The organism is Winogradskya humida, assembly GCF_016862215.1.
GTDB lineage: Bacteria > Actinomycetota > Actinomycetes > Mycobacteriales > Micromonosporaceae > Actinoplanes > Actinoplanes humidus.
On the sequence record NZ_BOMN01000182.1, the window covers coordinates 1 to 711 of the forward strand.

A 711-nucleotide genomic window follows, 5' to 3' on the forward strand; every position below is an offset into this window, starting at 1 on the left:
CCCGCAGACGCCAATCTGGGCACACGGCATCTCGGCCAGGGCCGCTCGAGTAATCACAGCCGTTGCTCTACCGCGGTATGAGCGGATGTTCAGACGTTCCGCCGCTGACACCTCGGCGATACTTGCCCTCATGGAGCTGCCGCCCGCAACAAGGTCCTCGGCCCGCGATGCGATGGACCAACTTCACAGGAGTGGATCCCCTGTTGTCAGGCCGGAGACCGCCGACGATGTCATCGAAGTTGGCTGGCGACGGTGGCAGTCGTTCGAGCGTAGGAACCGGAAGGCCGCCGGGGGCCGGGAACAACGCTTAGAAGACCTGGCCAAGGGCTTGCGTGATGCCTTCGAGCCGGACCGGCAATGGGTGGGTCCGCTCATGGAGGACTATCGCCATCTGGCCTCCGTCCTGGGACAGGTGTTCATGGCCGACGCGGACGCATCAGGCGACCGCCCATAGCCCCACGCACCATGCGCGCGAGCGTGCACCAGCCGAGGCAGGCCAACGATAACGCTACGTGATAATGCCGACCGCCGACGCGCACCCTCGGCGGCATGAGAGCGTGCCGCCGGAATAGTGGTCGAAAATCGGTTTGTTGCTCGATAGCGGCAGGGTTGCTGCCATTGCCGAGGCGAAGTGCGGCATGCGCGCGTTAATTGTCGTATCAGGCCCCGGGTGTGACGGAGAGTTCGGTGTTCGTGGGTTAGTAGGCGGCG

General features: G+C 64.4%; 1 protein-coding gene. It reads left to right on the top strand.

Going from position 1 to position 711, the window contains the following annotated elements; all coding sequences use genetic code 11:
- The first annotated feature begins 130 nt into the window (after positions 1–130).
- On the top strand, positions 131–454 hold the full coding sequence (locus Ahu01nite_RS50075; protein WP_203843849.1) for a hypothetical protein: 324 nt from the start codon (positions 131–133) through the stop codon (positions 452–454).
- Positions 455–711 lie beyond the last annotated feature (257 nt).

Bases quoted from the DNA above. Each gene is read 5' to 3' on its own strand.
- Ahu01nite_RS50075 (WP_203843849.1), top strand. From the start codon at position 131: ATGGAGCTGCCGCCCGCAACAAGGTCCTCGGCCCGCGATGCGATGGAC.